Source organism: Enterobacter sp. V87_3, assembly GCF_029967835.1.
Taxonomy (GTDB): domain Bacteria; phylum Pseudomonadota; class Gammaproteobacteria; order Enterobacterales; family Enterobacteriaceae; genus Enterobacter; species Enterobacter cancerogenus.
Genome location: NZ_JASCAM010000024.1, coordinates 162678 through 175294, shown reverse-complemented (window position 1 = coordinate 175294; position 12617 = coordinate 162678). Strand labels below are relative to the sequence as shown.

Here is a 12617-nt window from a genome sequence, read left to right as displayed (position 1 = left end):
GTCACCCTTGCGTGCGCATCCCCACCTGCAAAGTGGCGGCGATATTGCGCGAAGCGCGATAAATATTGTCATAGGCCCCGCGAAACGCCTCCTCCAGCGAGCCAATACTGGTCAGCACGCTGAACACCGCGTCGATGCCATACTGATGCACCACGCCGACGTCCTGCGTCAGGCTTCCGGCAATGCCGATCACCGGCTTATGGTATTTTTTGGCGACGTTCGCCACGCCCACCGGCACCTTGCCATGAATGCTCTGGCTGTCGATGCGCCCTTCCCCCGTTAGCACCCAGGTACAGTCGTGTATATGTTCTTCAAGGTTGAGTGCCTGGGTGACAATCTCAATGCCGCTCTTCAGTTCTGCGCCGAGGAAGGCCATCAGCGCCGCCCCCATTCCGCCTGCGGCCCCCGCGCCCGGTACCTGTTTAACATCGATGCGCAGGGATTTTTTAATCACGTCGGCATAATGGCTAAGGTTGGCGTCGAGTTCGAGGATCATCCCCTCGGTCGCCCCTTTCTGTGGGCCAAAGATCCGCGACGCGCCCTTTTCGCCCACCAGCGGGTTCGTCACGTCACAGGCGACGCGGATCGTACAGCCTTTGAGCCGGGCATCCAGGCCCGTGAGATCGATACTGTTCAGCGCCATCAGGCTGCCGCCGCCATAGCCAATTTCCGTGCCGTTCGCGTCGGCGAGCTTCGCGCCCAGCGCCTGTATCATGCCCGCCCCGCCGTCGTTGGTTGAACTGCCGCCAATGCCGATAATAATGTTGCGTGCACCTTTATCCAGCGCACAGAGGATCAACTCGCCCGTACCGCGCGAGGTGGTCACCAACGGGTTACGTCGTGTGGGAGGCACCAGCGCCAGGCCGCTGGCCGCCGCCATCTCGATAAAGGCGGTGCCGCCATCGCCAGACATCCCCCAGCAGGCATTGACCTTCTCGCCCAGCGGGCCAGTGACCACGGCATGCTGTTCTGTGCCCCGGGTCGCGGCAATCATCGCTTCGACTGTCCCTTCCCCACCGTCAGCAACAGGCACAGAAACATAAAGTGCATCGGGGAAGATTTCCCGAAATCCTTTTTCAATCGCCTGTGCTACCTCGGTGGCAGAAAGGCTTTCTTTATACGAGTCTGGCGCGATTACGATTTTCATAGTTGTAGCCTGTTACTACACAACGCCCGGCAGGCGTAGCGCCGCCGGGCAGGACGTCATTAGCGAGAGACTTCCACCTTCGCCAGCTTTTCGTAGTAGCACGCAATCGCGCTATGGTCGGCGGTGCCCAGACCGTCGGCGCGCAGCGCCTGCATCATCTCCATCACCGCGGCGGTCAGCGGCAACTGCGCGCCCACGCCGTGCGAGGTATCCAGCGCGTTCGCCAGATCTTTAATGTGCAGATCGATACGGAAGCCCGGCTTGAAATTACGATCCATTACCATCGGCGCTTTGGCATCCAGCACGGTACTGCCCGCAAGACCGCCACGGATCGCCTGATACACCAGGTCCGGGTTAACGCCGGCTTTGGTTGCCAGCGTCAGGGCTTCAGACATCGCGGCGATGTTCAGCGCAACAATCACCTGGTTTGCCAGCTTGGTGACGTTGCCCGCCCCGATTTCACCGGTATGCACTACGGAACCGGCCATCGCTTTCATCAGGTCGTAGTATTTGTCGAAGATGGCCTTATCACCGCCGACCATGACGGAAAGCGTGCCGTCGATGGCCTTTGGCTCACCGCCGCTTACCGGCGCATCCAGCATATCGACGCCCTTCGCTTTTAGCGCTTCGCTGATCTCGCGGCTCGCCAGCGGGGCGATAGAACTCATGTCGATCACCACCAGGCCCGGCTTCGCGCCCTCGATAATGCCGTTCTCACCCAGCGCCACCTCTTTGACGTGCGGGGAGTTGGGCAGCATCGTAATGATGACATCGCACTGTTCGGCAATGGCTTTGGCCGTGGTCGCGGCTTCTGCCCCGGCCGAAATAACCTCAGCCACCGACTCCGGATTACGGTCAGAAACCACCAGTGAGTAACCGGCTTTGATGAGATTTTTGCTCATGGGTTTGCCCATGATCCCCAGGCCAATAAAACCGACTTTCAGCGTCATAATCTTTTCCTCGATGATGGTTATTTTTTAAAAGCGTCCGCTAATTTCTGCGTGGCCGAGCGGAACACGCCGAGATCGCTACCCACGGCGACGAAGGTTGCCCCCCACTCCAGGTAACGGCGGGCGTCTGCCTCAACAGGTGCCAGGATGCCGCACGGTTTGCCGTGTGCTTTGGCGCGGGCAAAGATGTGCTGGATGGCGCGCTGCACCTCCGGGTGCCCGGCATTGCCGAGGTGGCCGAATGCAGCCGCCAGATCGCTTGGGCCGACGAAGATGCCGTCCACGCCGTCGGTCGCCGCGATAGCATCCACGCTATCAACGCCCTGCTGGCTCTCGATCTGCACCAGGATGGTGATGTTCTTGTTGGACTGCGCGAGGTAGTCCGGCACGGTGCCAAACATATTGGCGCGATGCGAAACGGACACGCCGCGGATGCCTTCCGGCGGGTAGCGGGTAGAGGCCACGGCCTGCACCGCCTCTTCTTCACTTTCCACAAACGGGATCAGGAAGTTGTAGAAACCGATATCCAGCAAACGTTTGATGATCACCGGCTCGTTAGTCGGGACACGTACCACCGGCGCGCTCTGGCTGCCTTTCAGCGCCATCAGTTGCGGGATGAAGGTGCTGATGTCGTTCGGCGCATGTTCGCCGTCCAGCACCAGCCAGTCAAAACCGGCAAGGCCCAGCACTTCGGTACTGATGGGGTTCGCCAGCGCAGACCAGCAGCCAATCTGGATCTGGTGTGCCGCGAGGGCCGCTTTAAATTTGTTCGGGAAGATATCGTTACTCATCGCTTATACCTTTGCTTATTTCTGCAATTCCATACGTTTGATGTCGCCTACCACAAACAGGTAGCAAACCATCGCCATCAACGCTGAACAGCCCACGAATACCAGCGCCGCGTTAAACGAATGCAGCTCGCTGACCAGATAACCAATGACCAGCGGCGTCGCGATAGACGCCACGTTACCAAAGACGTTAAACACCCCACCGCACAGGCCGACAATCTCTTTTGGTGCGGTGTCGGAAATGACCGGCCAACCGAGTGCACCAAATCCTTTACCGAAGAAGGCCAGCGCCATCAGCGCTACCACAAGCGTGGTGTTATCGGTGTAATTACACAGGATGATGGAGGACGCCAGCAGCATGCCCAGCACAATCGGCAGTTTACGCGCCAGGGTGATCGACTTGCCCTGCTTAATCAGATAGTCCGAGAACACTCCGCCGAGCACGCCACCGGCAAACCCGCACAGCGCCGGAATAGAGGCCACCAGGCCCACTTTCAGAATCGACATGCCTTTTTCCTGCACCAGATAAATCGGGAACCAGGTGAGGAAGAACCAGGTGATGGTGTTGATAAAGTATTGACCAAAAAAGACGCCCAGCATCATGCGATTGGTCAATAACTGTTTGATGTAATGGAGCTTAGGCCCGCTGGCAACCTGCGCGCCCGGCTTTTTATGATCCATATCCACAACGGCGCCGCCTTCAGTGATGAAGTTCAGCTCCTGCGCGGACATCCGCGGATGGTCGGTCGGGTTATGGATAAACTTCACCCAGATGCCCGTCAGGACAAAACCGATCGCGCCCATCACGGTGAACACATGTTCCCAGCCCCAGGCAAAGGTCAGCCAGCCCAGCAGCGGAGAGAAGATCGCCAGCGAGAAATACTGCGCGGCGTTAAACAACGCGGAGGCCGTCCCACGCTCTTTGGTCGGGAACCAGGCCGCCACAATACGGGCGTTCGCCGGGAAGGACGGCGCTTCCGAAAAGCCGAGCATAAAACGCATGACAAACATCGACACGCCCGCCCAGGCCAGGGGGAAAACGTCCACAAAGCCCTGCAGGAAGGTGAACAGCGACCAGAAAAACAGGCTGTAGGTATAGACCTTTTTGGAGCCAAACTTATCGAGAAGCCAGCCGCCGGGGATTTGCATCAGCAGGTAGGCCCAGCCGAATGCGGAGAAAATATACCCCATAGAGACGGCGCTAAGCTGCAGCTCTTTCGCCACTTCCGTACCGGCAATCGACAGCGTGGCACGGTCAGCGTAGTTAATGGCCGTCACGATAAAAATAATAAGCAGAATTAAATAGCGGGTAGGCATACCCTTTCTCGATTCTACGGTCGTATCCAGTATCATGTTTATTTCCTCGGGCACATCGGGAGTTTTATATTTATAATTTTAGGAAGAGTCTCTCCTGATTATTTATCGATAGCAGCTCATATCAGGTAATTAACCAGACGCAATGAAATCGTGATTCAGTATAGCCACCGTCCAATCGCATCACATTGGATTAACGCTCAATTATTACGGCAATTTTCAATAATGTTTTGAGCATATGCACAACGTACTGGGCGCTGATGCACAGAATCATCGATAACCTGCCGGGTGGCGTGTTCTCTCGCCTTACGAGGTGATCTTGATCACATTTTTATATCCCAGGTCCTGACATTCTTTATTTAGAAAGCAGCGTCTTTATTTCGACAATAAGAAAATACATACTCATCTGGCTGCATTTATTATCAGACACTTTGCTGGAGAATACTGAACAATGGCCGACATTGAAATTCGACAAGCATCGCCGACGGCGTTCTATATTAAAGTTCACGATACCGATAACGTGGCGATTATTGTCAACGACAACGGCTTAAAAGCGGGGACGCGTTTCCCGGACGGGCTGGAATTAATTGAGCATATTCCTCAGGGGCATAAAGTCGCACTGGTGGATATCCCGGCTCACGGTGAAATCGTGCGTTACGGCGAAGTGATTGGCTACGCGGCGCGAGCCATTGCCCAGGGAAGCTGGATTGAGGAGTCCCTGGTTGAGCTGCCAACCGCGCCGCCCCTGAACACCCTGCCGCTGGCAACCCGCGTACCGGAGCCGCTGCCGCCGCTGGAAGGCTATACCTTTGAAGGCTACCGCAATGCGGACGGCAGCGTCGGCACCAAAAACCTGCTCGGTATTACCACCAGCGTGCACTGCGTGGCGGGCGTGGTGGATTACGTGGTGAAGATCATTGAGCGCGACCTGCTACCGAAATACCCCAACGTCGACGGCGTGGTGGGTCTGAACCATCTCTACGGCTGCGGCGTAGCCATCAACGCCCCCGCTGCCGTGGTCCCGATTCGTACTATTCACAATATCGCCCTGAACCCCAACTTTGGCGGCGAGGTTATGGTGATTGGTCTGGGCTGTGAAAAACTCCAGCCTGAGCGCCTGCTCCAGGGCACCGAAGATGTCAAAGCCATTGCGGTCGACGACGCCAGCATCGTGCGCCTGCAGGACGAGCACCACGTCGGCTTTCGCTCAATGGTTGACGACATTCTTCAGGTGGCAGAGCGTCATCTCGACAAACTGAACATGCGCCAGCGCGAAACCTGTCCGGCTTCCGAGCTGGTAGTGGGTACCCAGTGCGGCGGCAGCGACGCGTTCTCCGGCGTGACCGCTAACCCGGCGGTCGGCTATGCGTCCGATTTGTTAGTACGCTGCGGGGCGACGGTGATGTTCTCCGAAGTTACCGAAGTACGCGATGCCATTCATCTGCTCACGCCGCGCGCCGTCAATGAAGAGGTCGGCAAACGTCTGCTGGAAGAGATGGCCTGGTACGATAACTATCTTGATATGGGCAAAACCGATCGCAGCGCCAACCCCTCGCCGGGCAATAAAAAAGGCGGCCTGGCAAACGTGGTGGAAAAAGCCCTCGGTTCGATTGCGAAATCGGGCCAGAGCGCGATTGTCGAAGTGCTTTCGCCGGGCCAGCGCCCGACCAAACGCGGCCTGATCTATGCGGCAACCCCCGCCAGCGATTTCGTCTGCGGCACGCAGCAGGTGGCGTCAGGCATTACGGTACAGGTCTTCACCACCGGGCGCGGCACGCCGTACGGCCTGATGGCAGTACCCGTGATCAAAATGGCGACCCGCACCGAGCTGGCAAACCGCTGGTATGACTTAATGGATATCAACGCGGGAACTATCGCGACCGGGGAAGAGAGCATTGAGGAGGTGGGCTGGAAGTTGTTCAACTTTATTCTGGATGTGGCGAGTGGACGTAAGAAAACCTTCTCCGACCAATGGGGGCTGCACAATCAGCTGGCGGTGTTTAACCCGGCGCCGGTGACGTGATTATTCCCCTCACCGTGCCCTCTCCCCAATGGAGAGAGGGTGAAAATCGCACCGAACGGTTCCCTCTCCCCGTGGGAGAGGGTTAGGAAGCCCTTTAAACCAGCACCACTTCAATCCCGCTCTTACGCAGCCCCTCCAGGCTTTCAACCGGTATCCCTTCGTCAACGATAATCATATCAATCCGCTGCGTATCGATAATTTTATGCAGGCTTGAGCGGTTAAACTTGCTTGAGTCGGTCACGACAATAATACGCTCGGCCACTTCGCACATTTTACGGTTCAGGCGGGCCTCGTCCTCGTTGTGCGTGCTCACGCCGCGATCCAGATCGATGGCATCAACCCCCAGGAACAGCAGGTCGAAATGGTAGTTCTGCAACGACTGTTCCGCCTGGTCGCCATAGAAGGATTGCGACTGACGTCGCAGGTGTCCACCGGTCATCAGCAGTTCTACCCCATCCGCTTCCAGCAGAGCATTCGCAACGTTCATACCGTTCGTCATGGCAATCACATCCGTATGCTGGCGCAGCATGCGGGCGATTTCAAAGGTGGTGGTACCGGAGTCCAGAATAATGCGATGCCCCGGCTTCACCAGCCCGGCCGCGGCCTGGGCGATGCTGCGTTTCACCGCCGTGTTCAGCGAGCTTTTGTCCTCAACGGAAGGCTCGACCCCGGCGGCAGTGCCTTCGCAAATGAGTGCGCCGCCATAGGCGCGAACCGCAATCCCCTGCTTCTCAAGAAATGCCAGGTCGTTGCGGATGGTCACCGTCGACACGCCGTATAAAGAGGAGAGATCGTTCACCTGCACGCTCCCCTGCGCCCGCAACCGCTGAATAATGTGTTCTCGCCTTTCACTGGTCCCGGTGATGCGCTTCTCTGCGGAAGAATCGGTGCTGCTCATGCGAGCTCCTTAATCAATAAACTTTCGTTTCATTTCGTTTTATCTATTAACGCCTTTCTTTTACGAAAATGCAACCCCGCCACGGCCCCGTGGCGTCAGCACTTTTCGCGCTGAAACCTTTCATTATGTTTCTTTTGTGAAACAGATCGGAAAACTATTATCTTTCGTTTTATTTTTATACCACCATGATGCAGTATCAAATGAAACAAAACGAAAGATTGACACCATCACCATCCGAAATGGAGAGGAAAGTGAAACATCTGACAGAAATGGTGAAGCAACATAAACGGGGGAATGCAAACGGGATTTATGCCGTCTGTTCCGCACATCCGCTGGTCCTTGAAGCCGCAATTCGTTACGCCCAATTGCACCAGACACCGCTGCTGATCGAAGCCACCTCGAACCAGGTGGATCAGTTTGGCGGCTATACCGGCATGACGCCCGCCGATTTTCACGGGTTTGTCTGCCAACTGGCGGAGTCTCTTGGCTTCCCGTCGTCACAGCTGATCCTCGGCGGCGACCATCTGGGGCCAAACCGCTGGCAAAGCCTGCCTGCGGATCAGGCAATGGCCAATGCCGACGATCTGATCAGGTGCTATGTCGCAGCCGGTTTTAAAAAGATCCACCTCGATTGCAGCATGTCCTGCGAAGACGATCCGGTCCCGCTAACCGATGCCATTGTTGCCGAACGCGCGGCGCGTCTGGCAAAAATTGCCGAAGAGACCTGCCGCGCGCGGTTTGGCTCCGCTGACCTGGTCTATGTCATCGGCACGGAAGTGCCGGTGCCCGGGGGTGCGCATGAAACGTTAAGCGAGCTGGACGTCACCACGCCCGAGGCAGCACGCGCCACGCTTGAGGCGCACCGTCACGCGTTCGAAAAGGAAGGATTAAATGCTATCTGGCCACGCATCATTGGCCTGGTGGTGCAGCCCGGCGTCGAATTCGACCACACCCAGGTGTGTGATTATCAGCCGCAAAAAGCCGTCGCGCTCAGTAAAATGGTAGAGGCTTACGACACCCTGGTGTTTGAGGCACACTCCACCGATTACCAGACGCCGCAGGCCCTGCGACAATTAGTGAACGATCACTTCGCGATCCTCAAAGTCGGCCCGGCGCTCACCTTTGCCCTGCGTGAAGCCTTGTTCTCTCTGGCCGCGATAGAAGAAGAGTTATTACCCGCCAAAGCCAGCTCTGGCCTGCGTCAGGTGCTGGAAAACGTCATGCTCGATCGTCCGGAATACTGGCAGAGCCACTACCACGGCGATGGCAACGCACGGCGTCTGGCACGTGGCTACAGCTATTCCGACCGCGTGCGCTACTACTGGCCAGACGGCCAGATTGACGATGCCTTCGCGCGGCTGGTGCGCAATCTGGCAGACGAACCAATCCCCCTGCCGCTTATCAGCCAATATCTGCCGTTGCAGTACAGCAAAGTTCGCGAGGGTGCTCTCAAGTCGACGCCACGGGACCTCATCATTGACCACATTCAGGACATACTCCAGCAGTACCATGCCGCCTGCGAAGGCGTAACGACTCAACACGCATAATTAAAAAAGAGGAACACGCTATGCCAAACATTGTTTTATGCCGCATCGATGAACGCCTGATCCACGGTCAGGTAGGCGTGCAGTGGGTTGGGTTTGCGGGGGCAAACCTGGTGCTGGTGGCTAATGACGAGGTTGCAGGGGATCCGGTTCAGCAAAACCTGATGGAAATGGTGCTCGCAGAAGGCATTGCCGTGCGCTTCTGGTCGCTGCAAAAAACGATCGACAACATTCACCGCGCCGCCGACCGCCAGAAAATTCTGCTGGTTTGCAAAACCCCCGCTGATTTTCTGACGCTGGTAGAAGGCGGCGTGCCCATCACCCGTATCAACGTCGGAAATATGCACTATGCCAATGGCAAACAGCAAGTTGCCAAAACGGTGTCTGTAGACGCGAACGATATCGCCGCGTTCAACGGCCTGAAAACCGCCGGGGTGGAATGCTTCGTTCAGGGCGTTCCAACAGAAACTGCTTTGGATCTCTTTAAACTGCTCTGAGGGATTCACAATGGAAATCAGTCTGTTGCAGGCATTTGCGCTAGGCATTCTCGCCTTTATCGCAGGCCTGGATATGTTTAACGGGTTAACACACATGCACCGCCCGGTGGTGCTTGGGCCGCTGGTCGGCCTGATTCTGGGCGATCTCCACACCGGTATTTTGACCGGCGGTACGTTAGAGCTGGTCTGGATGGGGCTGGCACCGCTGGCAGGCGCACAGCCGCCGAACGTGATTATCGGCACCATTGTCGGTACCACGTTCGCGATTACCACGGGCGTGAAGCCGGACGTGGCCGTTGGGGTCGCCGTGCCCTTCGCCGTGGCGGTACAGATGGGCATAACCTTCCTGTTCTCGGTTATGTCCGGTGTGATGTCGCGCTGCGATCGCATGGCGGCCAATGCGGACACCGACGGCATTGAACGGGTCAACTATCTGGCGCTGCTGGCGCTCGGGGTCTTCTACTTTCTGTGCGCGTTTCTGCCCATCTACTTTGGTGCGGAACACGCAAAAACCGCCATTGATGTCCTGCCGGAGCGTTTGATCGACGGCCTCGGCGTCGCGGGCGGCATCATGCCGGCTATCGGCTTCGCCGTGCTGCTGAAGATCATGATGAAAAACGTCTATATCCCTTACTTCATTATCGGTTTCGTGGCGGCGGCCTGGCTGAAGCTCCCGGTGCTGGCCATTGCGGCAGCGGCGCTGGCGATGGCCCTGATCGACCTGCTGCGTAAATCCCCTGAACCGACGGCGCCCGCAGCCCAGAAAGAGGAATTCGAAGATGGCATCTAATCACACTACCCTGCCGGACGTCACCGAAAGCGAAACGTCGCTGCTCACCGGCGTAAACGAAAACGTCTACGAAGACCAGCAGATCGGGGCTGAGCTGACAAAAAAAGATATTAACCGCGTGGCCTGGCGTTCGATGCTGTTACAGGCGTCGTTCAACTATGAACGTATGCAGGCTTCCGGCTGGCTGTATGGCCTGCTGCCCGCGCTGAAAAAAATTCACACCAACAAACGGGACCTGGCACGCGCCATGAAAGGCCATATGGGCTTCTTCAATACCCACCCGTTCCTGGTGACCTTTGTGATCGGCATTATCCTGGCGATGGAGCGTTCCAAGCAGGATGTGAACAGCATTCAAAGCACCAAGATTGCCGTGGGCGCCCCGCTCGGCGGCATCGGCGATGCCATGTTCTGGCTCACCCTGCTGCCCATCTGCGGCGGTATTGGTGCCAGCCTGGCGCTGCAAGGCTCCATTCTTGGCGCGGTGGTCTTTATCGTACTGTTCAACGTGGTGCATCTCGGCCTGCGCTTTGGCCTGGCGCACTACGCATACCGAATGGGCGTTGCCGCCATTCCGCTGATTAAAGCCAACACCAAAAAGGTGGGCCACGCGGCATCTATCGTCGGGATGACGGTGATTGGCGCGCTGGTAGCAACCTACGTACGCCTCAATACCACCCTTGAAATTAAGGCCGGGGATGCGGTGGTCAAACTGCAAACCGACGTTATCGACAAGCTGATGCCCGCATTTCTGCCGCTGGTCTATACCCTGACCATGTTCTGGCTGGTACGCCGTGGCTGGAGCCCGCTGCGCCTGATTGGTATCACCGTGGTCCTGGGCGTTGTCGGTAAATTTTGTCACTTCCTGTAAACGCGAAGAGGTTGCGATGTTAGGCATTATTTTGACGGGTCATGGCGGCTTTGCCAGCGGGCTTGAGCAGGCGATGAAGCAGATCCTCGGCGAACAGCCACAGTTTATCGCCATTGATTTTCCCGCGTCTTCCACGACAGCGCGGCTGACCGCTCAGCTCGAGCAGGCGGTGAGTGAACTGGACGGGCAATTCGACATTGTGTTCCTTACCGACCTGCTGGGCGGTACGCCGTTTCGCGTGGCTTCAACGCTGGCGATGCAGCGGCCCGGCAGCGAAGTCATCACCGGCACGAATCTGCAGCTTCTGCTGGAGATGGTGCTGGAGCGCGAGGGACTGAGCAGCGAAGCGTTCCGCCTTCAGGCGCTGGAGTGCGGGCACCGCGGCCTGACGAGCCTGGTGGATGAACTTGGCCGCTGTCGCGAGGAAGCGCCTGCCGAGGAAGGGATATGAGCCAGGTACTGCGCGCGCGGCGGCTACTCACCGAAGGGGGCTGGCTGGACGACCACCAGCTGCGCATTGAAAAAGACGTTATCGTTGCCATCGAACCCATACCAACGGGCGTGACCGCGCGCGATGCCGAACTGCTTTGCCCGGCCTATATCGATACCCACGTTCACGGCGGCGCGGGAGTGGATGTGATGGATGAGGCACCCGGCACGCTGGATACGTTAGCCCGGTATAAAGCCCGTGAAGGCGTGGGGGCGTTTCTGCCCACCACCGTCACCGCGCCGCTGGAGGCCATTCACGGTGCGCTCACGCGGATTGCCCGGCGCTGTCTGGCCGGTGGTCCCGGCGCGCTGGTGCTGGGCAGTTATCTGGAGGGGCCGTACTTTACGCCGCAGAATAAAGGGGCGCACCCGCCCGGACTGTTTCGCGAACTGGAAATCGCCGAGCTGGATACGCTGATGGCGGTCTCGCAACACACCCTCAGAGTGGTAGCACTGGCACCAGAAAAACCGGGTGCGCTGCAGGCGATTCGCCATCTGAAGCAGCGAGGCATCCGCGTGATGCTGGGCCACAGCGCCGCCACCTACGGGCAGACGCTTGCCGCCTTTGACGCAGGGGCAGACGGGCTGGTCCACTGCTATAACGGCATGACGGGGTTGCACCACAGGGAACCCGGTATGGTGGGTGCCGGGCTAACGGACGAGCGGGCGTGGCTGGAGCTGATTGCCGACGGGCACCACGTTCACCCCGGCGCCATGCGCCTGTGCTGCTGCTGCGCAAAAGATCGCATGGTGTTGATTACCGACGCCATGCAGGCGGCCGGTATGCCCGATGGCCGTTATCGGCTTTGCGGTGAAGACGTTACTCTGCACGGCGGCGTGGTGCGTACGGCGGCAGGTGGGCTGGCGGGCAGTACGCTATCGCTGGATGCTGCCGTACGCAACATGGTTGAACATACGGGCGTAACGGCAGAAGAGGCGATTCATATGGCCTCCCTGCACCCTGCCCGCTTACTGGGCATTGACGGGCAGCTCGGATCGCTCGCCCGGGGCAAGCGCGCCAATATTATCGCGCTGGACGGCGGTTTACACCTCCAGACGATCTGGATCCAGGGTCAGGCTCTCTCCCTCTGACCTTTCACTTTGCCCTTTTTGGCTTTACGACACCCCCTCGTAAGGCCTTTCTTTTCCTTTCCTTCATTTTTGCTTTTCCTTTTCGATCACACTTTTCGTTTTATTTTTTCTTTCACATTGAACTTTCGATTTCTTTTCTATAAATTTTATTCAACTGCTGAAGTGAACAAGTGAAACGAAACGAAAGATAGCGACACGTTTGCCAGCGTCTGATGTG

Annotated in this window: 12 protein-coding genes; 7 read left to right on the top strand and 5 right to left on the bottom strand. The window is 57.5% G+C overall.

Annotation, left to right across the window (positions count from 1 at the left end; genetic code table 11):
- Nucleotide 1 precedes the first annotated feature (1 nt).
- The 4 genes from garK to QLG21_RS13460 are packed head-to-tail and all read right to left on the bottom strand — an operon-like array spanning nt 2 to nt 4238.
- On the bottom strand, nt 2-1147 hold the full coding sequence (gene garK / locus QLG21_RS13475) for a glycerate 2-kinase (protein ID WP_282484595.1): 1146 nt from the start codon (nt 1145-1147) through the stop codon (nt 2-4).
- 59 nt (nt 1148-1206) lie between these two features.
- A complete protein-coding gene (garR, locus tag QLG21_RS13470; RefSeq protein WP_006178715.1) occupies nt 1207-2097 on the bottom strand; it encodes a 2-hydroxy-3-oxopropionate reductase in 891 nt (296 codons plus the stop codon).
- Between the two features lie 20 nt (nt 2098-2117).
- Nucleotides 2118-2888, bottom strand: coding sequence for a 2-dehydro-3-deoxyglucarate aldolase (garL, locus tag QLG21_RS13465; protein WP_058609426.1), 771 nt, complete (start codon nt 2886-2888; stop codon nt 2118-2120).
- Between the two features lie 15 nt (nt 2889-2903).
- Nucleotides 2904-4238 carry an MFS transporter gene (locus tag QLG21_RS13460; protein WP_006178718.1) on the bottom strand — a complete coding sequence of 445 codons (1335 nt, stop codon included), beginning with the start codon at nt 4236-4238 and terminating at the stop codon, nt 2904-2906.
- A gap of 412 nt (nt 4239-4650) precedes the next feature.
- On the opposite strand from QLG21_RS13460, the gene garD reads away from it, so the two are divergent.
- Nucleotides 4651-6222 carry a galactarate dehydratase gene (gene garD / locus QLG21_RS13455; RefSeq protein WP_282484594.1) on the top strand — a complete coding sequence of 524 codons (1572 nt, stop codon included), beginning with the start codon at nt 4651-4653 and terminating at the stop codon, nt 6220-6222.
- A 94-nt stretch (nt 6223-6316) separates the two neighbouring features.
- On the opposite strand, the gene QLG21_RS13450 is transcribed toward garD, so the two are convergent.
- Nucleotides 6317-7120, bottom strand: a complete 804-nt coding sequence (locus QLG21_RS13450) for a DeoR family transcriptional regulator (RefSeq protein WP_006178723.1) — start codon at nt 7118-7120, stop codon at nt 6317-6319.
- A 239-nt stretch (nt 7121-7359) separates the two neighbouring features.
- Here QLG21_RS13450 and kbaZ point away from each other — a divergent pair, with 239 nt between their 5' ends.
- Genes kbaZ through nagA form a run of 6 tightly spaced genes read left to right on the top strand, consistent with a single transcriptional unit; the run spans nt 7360 to nt 12400 of the window.
- On the top strand, nt 7360-8667 hold the full coding sequence (gene kbaZ / locus QLG21_RS13445) for a tagatose-bisphosphate aldolase subunit KbaZ (RefSeq protein WP_282484593.1): 1308 nt from the start codon (nt 7360-7362) through the stop codon (nt 8665-8667).
- A 20-nt stretch (nt 8668-8687) separates the two neighbouring features.
- The gene (agaV, locus tag QLG21_RS13440; RefSeq protein WP_137903497.1) at nt 8688-9161 is read left to right on the top strand and encodes a PTS N-acetylgalactosamine transporter subunit IIB; all 474 of its coding nucleotides are present in this window, start codon (nt 8688-8690) and stop codon (nt 9159-9161) included.
- A gap of 10 nt (nt 9162-9171) precedes the next feature.
- On the top strand, nt 9172-9951 hold the full coding sequence (agaW, locus tag QLG21_RS13435; RefSeq protein WP_006178726.1) for a PTS N-acetylgalactosamine transporter subunit IIC: 780 nt from the start codon (nt 9172-9174) through the stop codon (nt 9949-9951).
- Nucleotides 9941-10819, top strand: a complete 879-nt coding sequence (gene agaE / locus QLG21_RS13430) for a PTS N-acetylgalactosamine transporter subunit IID (protein WP_101736923.1) — start codon at nt 9941-9943, stop codon at nt 10817-10819. The genes agaW and agaE overlap by 11 nt, the downstream gene beginning before the upstream one ends.
- A gap of 16 nt (nt 10820-10835) precedes the next feature.
- Nucleotides 10836-11270, top strand: a complete 435-nt coding sequence (gene agaF, locus QLG21_RS13425; protein ID WP_006178729.1) for a PTS galactosamine/N-acetylgalactosamine transporter subunit IIA — start codon at nt 10836-10838, stop codon at nt 11268-11270.
- A complete protein-coding gene (gene nagA, locus QLG21_RS13420) occupies nt 11267-12400 on the top strand; it encodes an N-acetylglucosamine-6-phosphate deacetylase (RefSeq protein WP_282484592.1) in 1134 nt (377 codons plus the stop codon). The genes agaF and nagA overlap by 4 nt, the downstream gene beginning before the upstream one ends.
- Nucleotides 12401-12617: the final 217 nt, after the last annotated feature.

Excerpts from the sequence above, each read along its gene's own strand:
- garK (WP_282484595.1), bottom strand. The coding sequence starts at position 1,147 with ATGAAAATCGTAATCGCGCCAGACTCGTATAAAGAAAGCCTTTCTGCC.
- garR (WP_006178715.1), bottom strand. The coding sequence starts at position 2,097 with ATGACGCTGAAAGTCGGTTTTATTGGCCTGGGGATCATGGGCAAACCC.
- garL (WP_058609426.1), bottom strand. The coding sequence starts at position 2,888 with ATGAGTAACGATATCTTCCCGAACAAATTTAAAGCGGCCCTCGCGGCA.
- QLG21_RS13460 (WP_006178718.1), bottom strand. The coding sequence starts at position 4,238 with ATGATACTGGATACGACCGTAGAATCGAGAAAGGGTATGCCTACCCGC.
- garD (WP_282484594.1), top strand. The coding sequence starts at position 4,651 with ATGGCCGACATTGAAATTCGACAAGCATCGCCGACGGCGTTCTATATT.
- QLG21_RS13450 (WP_006178723.1), bottom strand. The coding sequence starts at position 7,120 with ATGAGCAGCACCGATTCTTCCGCAGAGAAGCGCATCACCGGGACCAGT.
- kbaZ (WP_282484593.1), top strand. The coding sequence starts at position 7,360 with ATGGAGAGGAAAGTGAAACATCTGACAGAAATGGTGAAGCAACATAAA.
- agaV (WP_137903497.1), top strand. The coding sequence starts at position 8,688 with ATGCCAAACATTGTTTTATGCCGCATCGATGAACGCCTGATCCACGGT.
- agaW (WP_006178726.1), top strand. The coding sequence starts at position 9,172 with ATGGAAATCAGTCTGTTGCAGGCATTTGCGCTAGGCATTCTCGCCTTT.
- agaE (WP_101736923.1), top strand. The coding sequence starts at position 9,941 with ATGGCATCTAATCACACTACCCTGCCGGACGTCACCGAAAGCGAAACG.
- agaF (WP_006178729.1), top strand. The coding sequence starts at position 10,836 with ATGTTAGGCATTATTTTGACGGGTCATGGCGGCTTTGCCAGCGGGCTT.
- nagA (WP_282484592.1), top strand. The coding sequence starts at position 11,267 with ATGAGCCAGGTACTGCGCGCGCGGCGGCTACTCACCGAAGGGGGCTGG.